The sequence below is a fragment of the Streptomyces sp. P1-3 genome, from assembly GCF_050613155.1.
Classification (GTDB): Bacteria; Actinomycetota; Actinomycetes; order Streptomycetales; family Streptomycetaceae; genus Streptomyces.
Genome location: NZ_CP192512.1, coordinates 3,557,158 through 3,572,327 on the forward strand (window position 1 = coordinate 3,557,158; position 15,170 = coordinate 3,572,327).

A 15,170-nucleotide genomic window follows, 5' to 3' on the forward strand; every position below is an offset into this window, starting at 1 on the left:
CGTCTGGAGCCTCCCGTACCGTGACCGCCAAACCGTTATTCGAGTACCCAGATCCGCACACACCCGACACCGTCGACCGCCTAGTCGAGGCCGCACTGGCTACCGACGGCATCAATGCGCCCCGTGAGGCTCTTACTGCCGCATTCGCCTACACCGCCGAGCCCGTCGAACACCTCATCACCACCGAGCAGGGCCGTGAACGCATCCACCCCACCCGCCTGCGCTCCGTGCGCGTCGGCGGCGAAACGGCCCTGGAGCTGTCTGTGCGGCTGTTCGGCTGTGCCGGCAGCACCTGGGAGCGCAACGAGCGCAATGACTCCTGCTGGGGCTCCCCGGCCGACCCAGCCTCGGCCACGGCAGAGTGGATGCTCCCGCCGACCGAGGTCTGGCACGGCTCAGACGGCAAGCCGACTGCCGCGCTGAGCGTCACGATGACGAGTGCCGACCGCGTCGTCGCGGTGATCAGCCGCGCCTCGGAGCTGCTCAGCGCAGGCGACGGCCGCCGCCGCTACGACCTCTCCGCCGACCTCCTGCTGAACGGGCAAGAGATCCCCTGCCTGATGGTCGCGCAGGTCTACCGCACCCCCGAGGGCAATTTCTGGGCCTGGCCCACCGTCAAGGGCAACAACCGGACGAAGGGCCGTCATCACATCCTCAAGACCGACCAGGCGGCGCTGCTCAAGGCAACGGACGTGACTGCCGCCCTTCATCGGTGGACGGTTGAGCGCAATGCCGAGCTGAAGCAAGCCGACTCAGACGACCACCCAGCGCGACTCGCGCTCCAGGTCGCCGTCGTCGATGCCAGGCTCATTGTCGGATGCACCAAGCCCGAGCTGCTGCACCAGGTGGCGCAGGCTAGGAACCGCCGCGACCACATCCACGCGAACCTGGGATTCACGCCGAACGACCAAGAGCGCGCGATCGGCCGCCGTGTGCTGGCGAAGTACCGGGAGGCCGGGCTCATCGACGGCACCGTGTTCGGTGTGCTTGCCGGAGACCTGCCGATCACGCGATTGCACGAGTGTCCGCCCGACGCGGGCATCTGCGAGCAGCGTGACCTGCGCTGCATGCTATTGCTCGCCCAGTTCTTCCCGGCCGCAGGAGACCGCCGCCGTTCTCTGATCCGCAAGGTAATGGCCGAGCCCGAGGGCGAGCTGCTGAACTCGCAGCACACGGCCGAGCGGCTGCGGGCCTACTCCGCGCTGTGCTCGGTGAGCTGGCCGGAGGCGTGGAACCCGCGCGTGGACGACAACACTGTCCCGGTCGCCAACGCCCGCGCCGGCGTCGTCCTCAGCCGCAAGAGCGCCATACAACTGCAGGCCATCGCAGACAAGGACGACGACGCGTTCGCCGAGCTGATCCGCTACCGGGCGCCGCAGTGGCTGGCCGCGTTCAAACTCGCCGACGCCGATCGCGGCTCCATGGGCGCCCAGACCAACCGCGGCACAGACGACGAGCCGGGGCCCAGCACCCGGGCCCGGCGCGGTATCCCGAACGCACTCGCCGCCATGAACGCCCGGCGGGCACAGGCGGTTGGGCTGCTGCGCGAGATGGCCGCAGCGATGGAGGAGGGCCGCGATCCGCGACGCGTCGACGCCTTCGGAAACACTGACGACGCTGGCAAGGCCGCCGATCAGGCGTGGTTCGATGACGCGTTCCCCAAGGGCACGGGCCAGCGCCTACCCAGGCCCCCGTACACCGCGCCCGCACCCCCTCCAACGGCGGGCAGACAGGGCCAGCAGCCGCTGTTCCATGCGCCGCCACCACCCAGTGACCGCGAACTCGCCGACACGAAGAAGGCGGGCGTCCGTTCTCTGCTGAACCAGATCGAGTCGCTCACGAAGGACCTGACGACGCTGGCTGATGCAGCACGCAGCCATGCTGCCGCAGCCGGCATGAGCCCAACATGGGAGGCCAACGAGTCCGAGCGCCTCAACGTCCAGGCAGGAAATATCGTTGAGAGCCTGAAGCATGCCGTCGAGGGCACCCGGCCGCCTGACGAGGGGCATCGCGGCTAGGCCACTACCGCGACGACACCAGCCTGCCTGTGCGCAGCCGTCGGCTGCGCACAGGCAGGCTGGTCGCCTCGACGAGTTCGAGGAAGTCTGGCTCCCTGCCCGTCGGTAGATCGGAACCCGGCCGTCATGCCCCAGAAGCCGACACGAGGAAATGCCACCGGTCCTGAGACAAGAGCGTCCGGTCACGGGTTGAGACGACCCTAGAACCCGCTGATCAGCGCGATGCCCTGTGTCTACGAGCCGCCAGACCTTACAACAGATTTACCCCGGTCAGCGGGCTCGAAAACAGGGCCCAAACCTCCACAGTGCAGCTCGTACCAGGTGCGGTTGAGAGGAGGCTCGTGCCATTATCACCCCATTGACCGAGATGCGCATGGGGTCCGTTGCTCCGGTGGTACGGTCGCCCGCATGACGCTCTCGGCACCTTCTGCGCGCGCCGTTGACTTGCGAGTTGAACCCATCGACAACGTTCTCGATCACGTAGAGCGATCCCTTCAGGTCGAGTTGGACCGGGGTACGGTGGTACGCAAACGCCGCTCGGTCGGAACGCGGACAGACCGGCAGACGTGGGTCCGTATCGAGAGGCGCGGGCTCGACAAGATCGGCGTACAGGGCTGGAACGGCACCGAGTGCGCCGCGCGTCTCGAAGGCATTGCCCAGCCCACCTGGCAGGGGTGTGTCGTCTGGCGGGACGCGGACGAACCCGTGATGTGGCGGGCCGACGAGACCGAGCTGTTGCCAAGTGCGCCCATCGGTACCGCGATCCTCAGCGAAGACCCGAAGCTGCAGGACTCGTGGTGGCAGGCGTTCAACGCTTCGCTGGACGCGCTTGCGGCCCAGGACACGAGGCGCGTCGCCACCCCGGACACCGTCACCATCACGCAGGCTCTCGTCACCGAAGCCGTCCGCAGCGTTTCCCCCGCCGACGGCATCGACACGACCGTCGAGCGGTGGGTGCCGGCCCACGCGGATCTGAACTGGGCCAACATGACGGCGCCGACGTTCTCCCTCTTCGACTGGGAGGACTGGGGCAACGCGCCGCGCGGCTTGGATTCCGCCTCGCTGTGGGGGAGCTCTCTTGCCGTCCCCGCTCTGGCCGATCGCGTACGGCTGGAACGGCGCCACGACTTCGAGAGCCGGGACGGCAAGCTGATGACGCTCTTCGTGTGCTCGAAGATCCTCGGACCGGGCGCACACCCGCACGACCCCCGGTTGGAGCCCGCGCGCCGGATGGTGGAGCAGGTCATCGCGGAGCTTCAAGCAGGCTGACCACGCGTCCGGGCTCGGATGAGCTCCCGGTACTCGCGGACGGCCCGCTCATCGACATCGCTGGCCAGGGCGCCCATCAGTTCGCCCAGGTGGGCGAGCTCGTCGGTGCCCACTGCGATGGCGCCGACCTGCGGAAGGTGGTACGCGACCCGGAAGGCCGCCTGGGCGCGGGAGAGCCTGTCGCCGTCTCGAAGGAAGACGCCAGGGTTGATCCTGTCCCACACCGGGGCGCGGGTACTGCCGCCGAAGGGGCTCATCCCCCAGAGCCTATCGCCGCCGAGGGCCCATGCCGCAGCGGCGGCCTCCGCAGCGTCGAACGTCCTGGTCCCGACCAGCAGGCCGGCACGGACCATGAAGACGGATGGCTGCGGCAAGGTCGCGTCGATCAGGTCCAGCAGCGGGGAGGGATCCCAGGACGCGACGCCCCAAGCGCCGCACAGCCCCTTCGCCACCGCTGCGTCGAGGGCGGCGCAAGCGTGGGCCAATAGGTCCCGGTTATGGGGAGCGGCTTCTTGAAGGGTGTGCTCCGGGTTGTGGAGGAAGACCACGTCCGGCTCCCGCCCGAGTTCCTTGGCCGCCTGCTCCACGGCCGCGTACAACCGAGCCGGGTCCAAGGAATGCTCCGCCCTCCCCGCACCCGGGAAGTAGCCCACCTTGGTGGAGAGCGTGAACTTCGGCAGCAGATCGCCGGCCACCCGCGCCAGAACCTCGTGCGAGCGGAAGCCGAGATAGTTGGAGCTGGTGTCGAGCGCGGCGACGCCGAGGTCCAGTGCGCCGGTCAGGAGACAGCGTTCGTGACGAGACCGATGTAACCCGAGGACAATTCGGGGGTCAGCGTCGCGCATATCTCCTCCTTCACCAGGATCTCGGCAACCTCCACCACCTCGGCACCGACGACTTCCGCCGCCTGGTCCAGCGGGACCGGCCCGCCGCTCAGCAGCAGGCGCAGCGCGGGCAGGGCCTTGGCCGCGAGAGTGAGCTTCTTGCCCGAGGCCAGGATGTCGACGGTGTCGGCGTTCTCCCGGATCTCGGGTCGGAAACGGGTGGTGCACACCACGGCGTCCAGCGGCCCGAGGATGTCCAGGTAGGGCACGTGACGAGGCAGCGTCGTCTGCTGCTCGTAGGCGGCCAGGAAGTCGGCAGGGGAACGCTCGCCGATCAGTTGAACAGCGGCCTCCGTCAGAGCTGCGCTGCTGGCTCCGGGACTGCGGTCCAGGTCGCGCCGGAAGATCTCTCGCTCACGGCACCAGTCGGCCAGCCACGCGAGCCAGCTCGCCCCAGTGCGCTGGGTGATGCCGAACGTCACGTGGAGGCTCTTTCCTGAACCACTGCCCGTTCGGGTTGCCTGGTGCCAGTGGCCCCGGGGGATGTGCATGACGTCGCCGGTCCGCATGGTGCCGGACCAGACGATCTCCTCGTTCGGGGTGGTGTTGGGGTCGGCGTCCCGGTACAGGGGAGCCGTTCGGGAGGTCCCGCGCACCTCCCACGCCTTCTCGCCCGCGAGCTGGACGATCACCACGTCGTGGTCGTCCCAGTGCAGCGGGAAGCCGGCGGCGTCGTTCGTCGTCAGGTAGGCGTTGACCTGTACCCGCTCGCGGGACCACCACTGCAGCGCCCGGCAGGCGACCTCCATGGTCGGGTCGAAGACGTTGAGCTGGTCGAGGATGAGCGTGGCGCCTTCTCCCAGCAGCCTGCCCAGGCTCCGCATGTTGACCGTGGGGATGCTCTGGCCGCGAGGGCTGACGACGTCGGTGTAGTAGATGGCCGGGTGGACTTCCTCGCCCTTCTGGAAGCACCGGAACTGCGGTCGGTTCAGGCTCCTGCGCATCGCGATGTCGAGCAGGCGGTTCGGGGTGAGGATGCGGGTGGTGAGTGCGGAGTCGCCCATGCGCCCTCGCTTGAATCCCTTGCCGAGTTCGCCCGGTCCGTCCCACCCGAGTGCCGCCTCGATGGCGGTGATCAACTGGTGTTCCATTACTGCCTCCTCATGAGTTCGGCCATGTGGTGCAGACGCGGCAGGGGCGAGCGCAAAGCACCGCACTCGCCCCTGCCGCCTGGTGCTATGCGACGTCGGTCAAGTTGCCGTCACCGCCCGGCCACGGGGAATCTCCGGAGCTCCCCTGGTTGTCAGACCGGAGGCTGTCGTAACGGTCGTGGACGGCGGTCAGCTCTTCCACCGCCACCAGGAGGCCGCTCCGCTTGGGAGGCGGTGCTGTGGTCTCTGCCACCTCGTGCTCCTTCCTGTTCGGTTCCCTCGCCAGGGCTCCGGCGAGAGTTCAAGGGCCGCCCCCAGGGCCGTTGGAGATGTGGGTGCCGTGGGGGCGGCGGTCAGTGGGCAGCCCGAAGCTGGGGAGGGCGCGGCGCGTCATTCACAGGCAGGCGCCGACAGCTCCGCTCCGGGGCCGGATAGGTCTGGCCGTACGGGTACGGCGCTGTTCAGCCGGCCGTCAGGGCCAGTGGCTGAATTGCGGGTCCGGTCTCACGCCACGAGCGGACCGCGAAGAACCTGCGGAGAACGGCCGCCCGGATGGCCGGGGGCGGCTTCGGAAGCTTGATCTCCGCCCACACGCTCTTACCGTGTGCGAGGAGCTCCCAGCCTGAGCGCACCGCGAAGTGGTCAACCAAAGCCAGCCCGCGCCCGCTCTCGTCGCCATTCCCCGCACACCTCGCCCTCGGAGCCTGCTGGCTACGGTCAGCCACGACGATTACCAGCCTGCCGGGGCGGTGGTGGAGCACGACGGTGACGGGCCCGGCACCGTGGATCACCGCGTTGCTGATGAGTTCGGATGCGACCAGCCGGATCGCGTGAGCCGCTTCGTCATCCAGGGGGACGCCCCATGCCCGCACACTCTCAACGACCTTGCTCCGAGCGGGAGATACCTCTTCTTCCACTCCGGCGATGGCGAAGCGAGTGGCGAGCGTAGGCATGGCGGACGCCTCCGGAAAGGTGGGGAGCGACTCCATCTCCGACAGGGGACGGTCATGGAGCCGCCGTTCTGGGTGGCCGTGTGGGAGCGGCGCCTTCTCGCAGCTCCGGTGCGACTGAGCACAGTCAACTGCCGGATCAGGCAAGCCCGGAACGTTTCTTGGGGGTTTCTCCTGGGGACGCCCTTCCGCATGTCCGCACGCGCAGTAGCCTCCGAACCACCACGTGAGGGGATGACGGGAGTGATGACGTGCCCGGTGAGCCGTTAGCAGTCCACCCACTGACCTTCGTGCGCCAGTCGCGCGGATGGGGGAAAGCCGAGTTCGCCCGACTCATGCGGGTACACGGGAAGGCTCTCGGCATCTCTCTGGCAACCAACCGGACGACGGTGTGGAAGTGGGAGCAGGGGCAAGAGCCTGATGCGGATGCTCAGCGTGTGCTCGCTGACCTTCTACGTGTCCCGTACGCGCAGTTGCAGGCAGAACGATGGCCGCACTGGCTCCCCGTATGGGAAGTGACAGGGCTTACTGCCCCGTGGACTGAGGCCGGAACGGTTGAAGCGTTGGCTGATCTGGTGGGCAGTGGCCGGTTGGATCGCCGAGGCTTTCTCACCATCACCGGCGCCGCTCTGACAGGGCTTGCGGCGAGCTGGGTCGACGCACCCTCCGCGTTCGCCTCCGCGCTCAAAGGCGATCAAGTCACAGACAAGATGGTCTCGACAATCGAGCAGCGGATCAGCACACTCCGCACACTCGATGACCAGCTCGGGGGCGCCCGGCTTCTGGAGCAGGCACGCGGCGATCTCGCCCTGATCACTGGGCTTCTCAGCGCCGGCAGGTACACGGACAGGATCCGCGTCCGTCTGTACGCGCTGGCGGCTCGGGTGTCGCATCTGACCGGCTGGATAGCCTACGACTCCGGGCTGCGGTCCGCCGGGCAGCGGTACTACGTCGGAGCTCTGCGCAGCGCCCGTACGGCCGGAGACGACGCCTTCGGAGCCTTCATCCTGGCGGAGATGGGAGTCCATGTCTCCGAGGCCGGCCGGACCGCCGAGCGGGTCGACCTCATCTCGACCGCCCTCGACAACGCTCCTCGAACGCTGTCGCGCTACACCCAGTCCTTCCTCTACCTGCACAAGGCCGAGGCGCTGTCCCGCGACGGGGATCACCAGAGGGCTGGTACGGCCCTGAACCGTGCCACTTCCCTCTGGGAGCGCCACACGGTGGAGGAGAACCCGGACTGGCTCGACTGGTTCGGTGAAGCACAACTGAATTCGACCGAGGGCAAGGTCCTACTGCGCTCGGGCCAGGTGGAGCGCGCGACGAGCTCCCTGGAAGCCTCCATCAAAGAGGCGGCGCCTCGGGACAGGGCCGTGCGGTCCAGCCGTCTGGCCGAGGCCCGGCTTGCCGGTGGTGACTTGGATGGCGCGCTCGACGCCGCGAACTACGGCGCTGGGCTCCTCGAAGACAAGGTCAGCTCTGTGCGGGCGCTGGACCGCCTGAAGGAGTTTTCCGCGCAGCTCGAACCACACAAGTCAGTGCCGGCCACTCGTGAATTCCGCGAGCGACTCAAGGCGCTACCCGGTGCAGCCTGAACGGCATGCGTTGCGCGCGCTGAGACAGACCGCCCTCGGAGCGAGCAGCCGCAATGCCAGGATGGCCAGCATGACGACGATCGACGGTGAGGTCGCGGCCGGGTTCGAACCTGTACGCGAGGCATTCGCGGCGAACTTCGCTCAGCGCGGGGACGTAGGCGCGGCGGTGTGCGTGTATCTGGATGGGCAGCCAATGGTGGACCTGTGGGGTGGAGTGGCCGACCCCAACGCCGGTCGTCCGTGGGCGCGAGACACGCTACAGCTGGTCTACTCGGCGACGAAGGGGGCTACCGCGAGCGCAGCACACCTGCTGGCCCAACGTGGCGTGCTGGACCTGGACGCTCCGGTGGCCAGGTACTGGCCGGAGTTCGCCGCGAACGGCAAGGCGGAGATCCCGGTGCGCTGGCTCCTGTCCCACCAAGCCGGCTTGGTCACGCTGGACGAACCGGTGCCGCTGGCCAAGGCGCTGGGCTGGCAGGCGATGGTGGATGCACTGGCCGCTCAGCGTCCAGTGTGGACTCCAGGAACCGCGCACGGCTATCACGGCCGGACCTGGGGCTGGCTGGTCGGCGAGGTGATCCGCCGAGTGTCCGGCCGCACACCGGGCCGCTTCTTCGCTGACGAGATTGCCGCCCCACTGGAGCTGGACTTCTTCATCGGGCTGCCGGCGAGCGAACGCGACCGGGTCAGCCGCATGGTGTACCAGCAGCCGGACGTCGACTTCACCACCGCACCTCCGGAGTCGATCCCCGAGGAACTCCGCGAACTGGTCGCCGCCTGGCGCGACCCGAACTCCTTCAGCAACCGGGCGTACGCGGTCACCGACCCGGCCGAGATCGACTTCAACTCCCCCGAAGTGCAGGCCGCGGAGCTCCCGGCCTCCAACGGCATCGGCACCGCGCGCGGACTGGCGCGCATGTACGCCGCGCTGATCGGCGAGGTGGACGGCGTGCGCCTGCTCACCCCGGAAACTCTCGCATCGGCGACCAAGGAGCAAGCCAGCGGAGCAGACCAGGTGATGGTGGTGCCGAGCCGGTTCAGCTCCGGATACATGCTGCCCACCGCGACCGACCCCATGACCGGGCCGAACGCCTTCGGCCACACTGGCCGAGGCGGCTCACTCGGCTTCGCCGACCCGGAGCACGGGATCGCGTTTGGCTACGTGATGAACCACATCATCGGGGGCCCCGACGATGTGCGTGCGGCGTCGTTGGTCGACGCAGTGCGGAGGGCACTGGCGTAACTGATCGCCAGGATCAGAAAGCTGACCAGGGCGTAAGCATCACACGAGGACGCCTTACTCCGGGACGACGGCCCCCAGCCCAGCTTCTCCCCCGTCAGCGGCCCGGTCGCCAGCACCGTGGCCAGCCACACCGCACGCACGCTCACCGACCTCGCCGACCACGTCGGCACCGAGCAGCAACGCCGCGACGCCCTCGTCCGCTGAGACCCCGAAAAGGCGCGTCCACGCCCTCACCCACGCCGACCTCGGCGAGAGCCTCGCCACCCAAGCCTGCGCCGGTGAAGCCGTCGCCGCCTGGGCCCAAGCCCTCACCCTCATGGAGGGAATGACCTCGGACCGCACCCGCAAGGCCATCTCCTCCATCAGATCGACCCTCGCGGTCTAGTGTCGCTGGACCGCTGGAACTAGCCCGGGCCGCCGCCCACGCCATCCAACACGAATCCGAACACCTCCAGCACTGGTCACGCTGGTGACGACGCCCCCAACACCGAGCCCGGCTCAGCCACTACCGCCGCCACGGTCACCAACCGTAACTGTGGCAGTACTAACTGGCGAATTCAGAAAGCCAGTTTGTCTCAGAGTCCTCTGTTAAGAGTGCTCCCGCCCTGGTGTGATCACCGGCATGAGGAAGTTCACCGCGCTGGCGGCTACTGCCCTTACCACCGCGACCCTGCTGTCCGGGACTGCGCCCACCGCGCAGGCCAGACCAGGCCCGGACAGACCAGCAGTCTGGGATAAGAGAGTCCGCTGCCAGGAGACTGACCCCGAGGGACGCAAGATCGTTACCCGGTATGGCAATTCTTGGGACTTAGGCTGGCACCACTTCACCTCCCGCCACAACATCCGCAAATGTGGCATCCTCAGCGCAGCCATACGAGGCAAGGTCGACCACGACGACCACAACGGACGCCTGGAATACGATGGCGTCGCTATCAGGACCGGCCCCAGGCCGGCGCAGGTCAAGTTCGTCGTCATCGTCCAGTACGCGCGTTACACCAAGGACAGGAGGTACGACGCCGGTAGGGGACAGAAGATCGGCGTCGTCAACGCCTTCTGCAAAAACCAACCGCACAACAAGTGCCCCGCATGGATGAACGAGTGACCCACTTCGAAGACCGAGAGCAGCAGGCGGCCATCAGCCGCCTGCTGCTGTACTACCTGAACGCACCCGTCGCCGAAGGCTGCCGCCTGCGCGGAGTCCTGCCCGCCCCCGACGCCGTACGGATCGCCGTCCACGCCGGTGACGACGAGGGCGGCGACACATTCCTCTACGAGATCCCCCTCAACACCGTGGCCCCCGGCTACATCCCTGGCGTCCTGCGTACCGTCCTGTCCGGAACTCAGCTCTACAGCAGCGACGACATCAGCGACGCCATGGGGATGACCCTCATCCGCCTCCACCCGGAGAACATCACCCTGGACCCGGAGCCCGAACAGGGCCAAGCGCTCAGTGTCCTGCGCGCCCTGTCCGACCCCGGTGAAGACGAGAACCCCTTCCTGATCGGCTTCCTGATGAAGAGCCACAGCCGGATGCGCCTCTACGTGCAGCATCCCGGCCACTCAGGCATCATCGGCGCTGACATCCGCCTGACCGACACGCTTACCGCGCTGATCGCGTCAATCCCCTCCCTCATCGAGGAAGAGCAGTACCATCAGCCGGCCTCGGACGATCCGCACTGCGAACTTCTCGTGGACCTGACCGGCTGGTAGGGCTGCACTCGACCCGGCGCCTTTCAACTTGTGGTCCGTCGGCCTGTCCTGCACAACCACTGGGCGCGTAGTGGGCTTCAAATGGGACCGCGGCGGGCGGCTACCCTGACCAGCTAGAACGCGCTGATCCGTGGTTGCAGTTTTGGTTGCATTCACCCGCGTACGGCGCCGTTCAGAGACCCCACTCGTCCCTCCTCCACCGCAGGTCAGAACGGTCTCGTACGCCCCAGAACCCCCGGCCGAACATTTGGAAAGCGTGTTGGGGGCAACCCCTCACGAGTTCGAATCTCGTATCCTCCGCCAGTGCCTCACCGGGCACGATGCGCGAAAGGCCCCACCGCTTGCGGTGGGGCCTTTCGCGTTCCTCCGTCTCAGCCTGCGGCCTGCCCGTCCGCTGCCGTCGTGACGGGTTCTTCCGGTGGCGATGGCAGGCCACGGAGTCGGCTCACGGGGGACAGGACGAGCGCGATCAGCACGGCGGCGGATCCGATCGCCGCCACGGTCAACGCGCTCTGGGCGCCGATCCGGCCGGACAGCAGACCCGCGGACAGGCCGCCGAGTGCGCCGCCGCCGAACAGCAGGGTGCGGAAGACCGCCGTCATCCGGCCCATCATCGACTGCGGGGTGCTGGCCTGGCGCAGGCTGACGATGATGACGCCGGCCACACCGAGCCCGAGGTAGGTGGTGAAGAAGGAGAGGACGAACATCCCCACCATCACCGGCCGGGGGCCGGTGGCCAGGACGATCAGCATCGGGCCGATGAGAAGGGCCGACTGGGCGATGAGGTAGACGAGACCGAGCCGGAAGCGCCGGATGACCTTCCGGGAGATCGCCGCGCCGATCAGTCCGCCCACGGAGGCGGTCGCGAAGATGCCGCCGAGGGCCGTCGAGCCGAGGTGCAGGTCACGTGTGCCGTACAGCAGGAACATGGTCCACACGGTGACCATGGAGAAGTTGCAGCAGAACCCGATGAGCGCCAGCGACCGCAGGACCGGGTTCTTCAGCACCCAGCGCAGGCCGTCCCGGAGTTCGGTCGGCACGTGCCGTCGTGCGGCCGGGGGTTGGGGACGGGGCTCGGGGGTGCGGATGAGCAGGAGCGAGACCAGGGACACCAGATAGGAGAACGCGTCCACGATCAGCGCCACGGGCGCGGTCAGGGCGCCGACCAGGACACCGGCGAGCCCGGGTCCCGCCACGTCGGCGGCCGATGAGCTCATCCCCATCTTGGCGCCGGCTTCGACATAGTGCTTGGGATCGCGCACCAGAGTGGGCACGTAGGACATCCAGCTCACGTCGAACAGCACCGAGGCGACACCGACGGCGCAGGCGATCACCAGCAGCGAGACAAGGCTGAGCTCGTCCGTCCAGTACAGGACGGGCACGAGGGCCAGCAGGATCATCCGCACGAGGTTGGCGCCGAGCATGATCCGCCGCCGCCGGGCGCGGTCCACCCACACCCCGAAGATCAGGGCGAGCCCGAGATAGGGGACGAGTTGCAGGAACCGCAGGACACCGACCTGCTCATCGGTGGCGTTGAAGGCGATGATCGCGGTCAGCGGCAGGGCAAGGTTGGTGACCTGGGTGCCGAGGAGCGACAGCGTCTCGCCGAGCCAGAATCTGAGGAAGTCGCCATTGCGCCAGAGGCTGTCCGGGCTTTCCGGGTACGGCTCCGTGGCGCGCGTTTGCGTTGCTGTCATCGCCGTCCCTGGCGGACGAGGTCGGCGACCGCGTCGGCGACGTGGTCCACCTCCTCCTCGGTGTTGTAGTAGTGCGGCGACAGGCGCAGACACCAGTCGACGTCCTTGTCCCCGAAGTCGAACTGAGCGAACTCACGGAAGCTGAGAGCCGAGTTGATGCTGCGGGCGTCCATGGCCGCCTTGAACGGCTGCGGCTGCCAGCCCTCCACTCCGAAGGTGACGAGCGCGGCGAGCCGCGGGCCGCGGTCGAGCACGCGGACCCCCGGAATGGGTTCGAGCCGGTCGCGCAGCCGGGCCGCGAGCGCCGGGGTGCGCTGCTCGATGGCCTCGATGCCGACCTTGCGGGCGTAGCGCGTCGCGGCGGCGCTGCCGAGCACCGTGGCGTAGGGGAACTCCCACTCCTCGAACCGGGCCGCCGTCCCTACGGGCTCGTAGCCGCCCGGCTCGGTCCAGCGGGCGCCGTGCATGTCGATGAACAGCGGTTCGTAGCCGGCACGCAGGACGCGATCGGAGACGTACAGGAATCCGGAGCCGCGCGGCCCGCGGAGGAATTTGCGGCAGGTGGCGGTGAGGAGGTCGCAGCCGATCTCTTCCACGTCGATGACGAACTGGCCCACCGACTGGCAGGCGTCGACCAGGTAGAGCAGGTCCAGCTCGCGGCAGTGGCGGCCGATTTCGGCGACCGGCGAGACCAGACCCGAGTTGGTGGGGACATGGGTGGCGGACACCAGGCGCGGGCGGTGGGTCCGCATCAGCGCGGCCATCGCCTCCACATCGACCCCGCCCTCGGGTGTGTCGGGCGCGTGGACGATGCGTACGCCGAAACGCTTGCGCAGGGACAGGAAGGCGATCTGGTTGGAGACGAAGTCGTCGCGGGTGGTGAGGATGACGTCGTCGGCCTCGAACGGGATCGAGGACAGGGCGTTGGCATAGGCGTGGGTGGCGCTGCCCGCGAAGGCGATGTTGTCAGGCGTGGTGTTGATGAGGGCGGCGATCTCTGTGTAGAACTCGCGGACTTCGGCGGCTCGGGTGGCCGACGCCTCGTAACCACCCATCCGCGCCTCAAGGTTCAGATGGCCGACCATCGCGTCCACCACAGGCGCGGCCAGCAGTCCGCAGCCCGCGTTGTTGAAGTGGATGACGTTCCGGCAGCCCGGGGTGTCGGCCCGCAGAGCGGCGATGTCCAGCTGAAGTGCTTCCCGACCAGATGCAGTAGCGCTATTGTTATCTGACATGAATGACGGTAGCACTTCTGGTGAGTTGGCCGACAGTCTCCGTACGCTGCTCTCCCGGCTGTCGCCCGGCGACCGGCTGCCGAGCAGCCGGGAGCTGATCAAGGAGTACCGGGTGGGCCCTGCGACCGTGGCGCGGGCCATCGCCGCGCTGGCCGCCGAGGGCGCGGTGGTGACCCGTCCGGGCAGTGGGACGTACGTGGCGCAACGCGCCCGGCTCCGTGGCGGAGCCACCGACACCGACTGGCAGACGGTCGCCCTCACCGACCGCGCCGTCGACACCCACTTGATCGCCGACCCGCTCGGACCGCCACCGGCCGGGACGATCACCATGGACGGCGGCTATATGCACCGCTCGCTCCAGCCCACCCGGGCCCTGAGCGCGGCACTGGCGCGGGCAGCACGCCGTCCGGATGCCTGGGACCGCGCCCCGGCCGGCGGCCTGATGGCGCTGCGCACCGTGTTCGCCCAGATCGTCGGCGGCAGCGTGGCCCCGGAGGACGTACTGGTCACCGCCGGCGGGCAGAGCGCCCTGTCGATCGCGTTCCGGGCCATCGCCGGGCCCGGCAGCCCGGTCCTGGTGGAGTCCCCCACCTATCCCCGGGCCCTGGCCGCGGCCCGCGCCGCGGGGCTGCGACCGGTGCCGGTACCGCTCGACGCCGACGGCGTGCGGCCCGACATGCTGGCCGACGCGTTCGCGATGACCGGCGCACGGCTGCTGTACTGCCAGCCGACGTTCCAGAATCCGACGAGCACCGTGCTGGCGCCCGAACGGCGCGGGCAAATCCTCGATGTGGCGCGCGCTTCGGGCGCGTTCGTGATCGAGGACGATTTCGCGCGGCACCTGGGACACGGCGGCGCGGTGCCGCGGCCGCTGGTGGCGGACGACCGCGACGGCACGGTCATCCACGTGACCTCACTCACCAAGCCCGCGGCACCGAGCCTGCGGATCGGGGCGCTGGTGGCTCGCGGACCGGTGATGGAACGCATGCGGGCGGTGCGCCTGGTCGACGACTTCTTCGTCACCCGCCCGCTCCAGGAGGCCGCCCTGGAAGTGCTCAGTTCCCCGGCCTGGGACCGGCACGTCCGGTCTCTCGGCACGGCGCTCCGGGAGCGGTGCGCGGTGCTGGCCGCCGCGGTCACCCAGGAGATCCCCGGCGCGACCTTGGCCGGGCTGCCTACAGGCGGACTGCACCTGTGGCTTCGCCTGCCGCCCGGCGTGGACGACACCGTACTGACGAGCGCCGCCCGGCAACGCGGCGTCGCCGTGAGCGCCGGCAGCCGCTACTTCGCCACCGAACCGCCGGCGGCTCACCTGCGTATCGGGTTCGCCGCCACCGCCGACCACGCCGAGCTGACCGAGGGGGTACGTCGGCTGGGAGCCGCGCTTGCGGATCTCGGCCCTGGGCAGGAGTGAGGCGCATGAAAAGCATCGGCACCTCCGCCAGTGCCTCACCGGGCACGATGTCGAAAGGCCCCAC

The 15,170-nt window shown here is 68.5% G+C and carries 13 protein-coding genes and 1 pseudogene; 8 read left to right on the forward strand and 6 right to left on the reverse strand.

Annotated elements, in window-relative coordinates:
• Positions 1-20 precede the first annotated feature (20 nt).
• Together ACQUSR_RS15050 and ACQUSR_RS15055 are read left to right on the forward strand one after the other, a co-directional pair.
• Positions 21-2,018, forward strand: a complete 1,998-nt coding sequence (locus ACQUSR_RS15050; RefSeq protein WP_431043072.1) for a hypothetical protein — start codon at positions 21-23, stop codon at positions 2,016-2,018.
• Between the two features lie 408 nt (positions 2,019-2,426).
• A complete protein-coding gene (locus ACQUSR_RS15055) occupies positions 2,427-3,287 on the forward strand; it encodes a hypothetical protein (RefSeq protein ID WP_431043073.1) in 861 nt (286 codons plus the stop codon).
• On the opposite strand, the gene ACQUSR_RS15060 is transcribed toward ACQUSR_RS15055, so the two are convergent.
• The 4 genes from ACQUSR_RS15060 to ACQUSR_RS15075 form a co-directional block, all read right to left on the reverse strand.
• Positions 3,275-4,132 carry an aldo/keto reductase gene (locus ACQUSR_RS15060; RefSeq protein WP_431043074.1) on the reverse strand — a complete coding sequence of 286 codons (858 nt, stop codon included), beginning with the start codon at positions 4,130-4,132 and terminating at the stop codon, positions 3,275-3,277. The two genes, ACQUSR_RS15055 and ACQUSR_RS15060, sit on opposite strands and share 13 nt — an antisense overlap.
• Complete coding sequence (locus tag ACQUSR_RS15065) at positions 4,066-5,262, reverse strand: JmjC domain-containing protein (protein ID WP_431043075.1); 1,197 nt, start codon at positions 5,260-5,262, stop codon at positions 4,066-4,068. Before ACQUSR_RS15065 ends, ACQUSR_RS15060 begins: the two co-directional genes overlap by 67 nt.
• A gap of 85 nt (positions 5,263-5,347) precedes the next feature.
• On the reverse strand, positions 5,348-5,515 hold the full coding sequence (locus tag ACQUSR_RS15070) for a hypothetical protein (RefSeq protein ID WP_431043076.1): 168 nt from the start codon (positions 5,513-5,515) through the stop codon (positions 5,348-5,350).
• A 208-nt stretch (positions 5,516-5,723) separates the two neighbouring features.
• Positions 5,724-6,215 carry an ATP-binding protein gene (locus tag ACQUSR_RS15075; RefSeq protein ID WP_431043077.1) on the reverse strand — a complete coding sequence of 164 codons (492 nt, stop codon included), beginning with the start codon at positions 6,213-6,215 and terminating at the stop codon, positions 5,724-5,726.
• A 248-nt stretch (positions 6,216-6,463) separates the two neighbouring features.
• On the opposite strand from ACQUSR_RS15075, the gene ACQUSR_RS15080 reads away from it, so the two are divergent.
• The 5 genes and pseudogenes from ACQUSR_RS15080 to ACQUSR_RS15100 all read left to right on the forward strand — a co-directional run bounded on the left by ACQUSR_RS15080 (position 6,464) and on the right by ACQUSR_RS15100 (position 10,760).
• Complete coding sequence (locus tag ACQUSR_RS15080; protein ID WP_431043078.1) at positions 6,464-7,807, forward strand: transcriptional regulator; 1,344 nt, start codon at positions 6,464-6,466, stop codon at positions 7,805-7,807.
• A gap of 70 nt (positions 7,808-7,877) precedes the next feature.
• Positions 7,878-9,050: a serine hydrolase domain-containing protein gene (locus ACQUSR_RS15085; protein WP_431043079.1), complete on the forward strand. Its 1,173-nt coding sequence runs from the start codon at positions 7,878-7,880 to the stop codon at positions 9,048-9,050.
• 45 nt (positions 9,051-9,095) lie between these two features.
• Positions 9,096-9,523: pseudogene (locus tag ACQUSR_RS15090) on the forward strand (tetratricopeptide repeat protein); the annotation flags it as partial.
• Positions 9,524-9,672: 149 nt separating this feature from the next.
• Entirely contained in the window at positions 9,673-10,152 is a 480-nt protein-coding gene (locus ACQUSR_RS15095; RefSeq protein ID WP_431043080.1) for a hypothetical protein, read from the forward strand.
• A complete protein-coding gene (locus ACQUSR_RS15100) occupies positions 10,149-10,760 on the forward strand; it encodes a hypothetical protein (protein WP_431043081.1) in 612 nt (203 codons plus the stop codon). Before ACQUSR_RS15095 ends, ACQUSR_RS15100 begins: the two co-directional genes overlap by 4 nt.
• A gap of 371 nt (positions 10,761-11,131) precedes the next feature.
• Here the strand turns inward: ACQUSR_RS15100 and ACQUSR_RS15105 are convergent, their stop codons facing one another.
• Both ACQUSR_RS15105 and ACQUSR_RS15110 read right to left on the reverse strand, forming a co-directional pair.
• Positions 11,132-12,457 (reverse strand): MFS transporter, encoded by a 1,326-nt coding sequence (locus tag ACQUSR_RS15105; RefSeq protein WP_431043082.1) that lies wholly within the window; start codon positions 12,455-12,457, stop codon positions 11,132-11,134.
• Entirely contained in the window at positions 12,454-13,692 is a 1,239-nt protein-coding gene (locus ACQUSR_RS15110) for an aminotransferase class V-fold PLP-dependent enzyme (RefSeq protein ID WP_431043083.1), read from the reverse strand. The genes ACQUSR_RS15105 and ACQUSR_RS15110 overlap by 4 nt, the downstream gene beginning before the upstream one ends.
• On the opposite strand from ACQUSR_RS15110, the gene ACQUSR_RS15115 reads away from it, so the two are divergent.
• A complete protein-coding gene (locus ACQUSR_RS15115; RefSeq protein WP_431043084.1) occupies positions 13,691-15,106 on the forward strand; it encodes a PLP-dependent aminotransferase family protein in 1,416 nt (471 codons plus the stop codon). The two genes, ACQUSR_RS15110 and ACQUSR_RS15115, sit on opposite strands and share 2 nt — an antisense overlap.
• The last annotated feature ends 64 nt before the right edge of the window (positions 15,107-15,170 follow it).